We start from the raw sequence: 1140 nt of genomic DNA, 5'->3' as shown, positions 1-1140 counted from the left end.
ACTTGGTCAGCCAGCGGGCGAAGAAGCGGTGTTTGGCCGTCAGTCCGACGGTCTTGGGACCGATGGAGACGACCTGGTTCGTGCTCAGGCCCTTGCTGCCGGACCTGAAGTACCAGAGGTTGCCCTCGTTCGCGTTCTCGTGATCCGTGCCGACGGCGAGCTCGCTTCGTCCGTCACCGTTCATGTCGACCAGGGAGACCTGCGAGCCGAACATGTCGTACGGCTCGTTGACGCCCGGCACCCCGGCCGTGTTCTGGTGCCAGGACACCGCGCCGGTCGCGGTCAGGCCCTTGGCCGAGCCGCGCAGCACGGTCACCGCGCCGGTCGTGCTGACCCCGGAGATGCTCTCCTGCATCACACCGATCGCGACGTCGGCGTAGCCGTCACCGTCGACGTCGCCGGTGTCCAGGTCGTAGCCGAACCGGTCGTACGCCTCACCGGTGCCGGGCACACCGGCGGTGTCCTGGCTGATGCGGACCGGCTTGCGGGTGGTGCTCACGCCGCCCGCGCTGCCGTACTGGACGATGACCGAACCCCCCACGACGCCCTTGGGCTGGTAGCCCTCCAGCCCGGCACCGAGGACGACGTCCCCGTAGCCGTCGCCGTCGACGTCCGCGATGCTCCCGGAGTTGACCATGGTCGAGAAGTCCTTGGCGGGCCCGAAGCCGTTCTTCGAACCGAGCACCAAGGAGGCGTCAGCGGGGCCGTTGACGCCGCGCCTTCCCACGGAAAGCAGATCGAGCACGTGGTCGCCGTTGACGTCCCCGGCCGACAGAGAGCCCTTGATCCCGGTGTTCACGACGCTGGTCGAGGCGTTCGTGCCGTCCCGGCCGAACGGCCCCCGGAACAGCCGGGTCTCCGGGTTGTCGACGGTCCCCGTTGTGGCGATGAGGTCGTTCTTGCCGTCGCCGTCGAAGTCACCCACGATCCTCGGGATGAGGTCGGACGGGAGGGGCGTGCGGTCGGACAGCCCCTTGGGGCCGCCCCAGATGATCGACACCTTCGGGAGCCAGTCGTAGCTCACCACGAGGTCGTCGTAGCCGTCGCCGTCCAGGTCGCCCGGTGCCATCAAGTCTCCGAAGATGGGGGCCAGGTCTCCCTCGTCGGTGCCCGGGTCGCTGGCCAGCACCTGGTGCCGGG

Annotated in this window: 1 protein-coding gene; it reads right to left on the bottom strand. The window is 68.9% G+C overall.

The features are described 5' to 3' along the window. On the bottom strand, positions 1-1140 hold a 1140-nt coding region (locus tag C3492_RS43800), incomplete at both ends, for an FG-GAP and VCBS repeat-containing protein (protein ID WP_103818112.1).

This window comes from Streptomyces sp. Ru62 (genome assembly GCF_002920615.1).
Classification (GTDB): Bacteria; Actinomycetota; Actinomycetes; order Streptomycetales; family Streptomycetaceae; genus Streptomyces.
The sequence above is the reverse complement of the archived record's forward strand: the minus strand, read 5'-3'. Positions and strand labels throughout refer to the sequence as shown.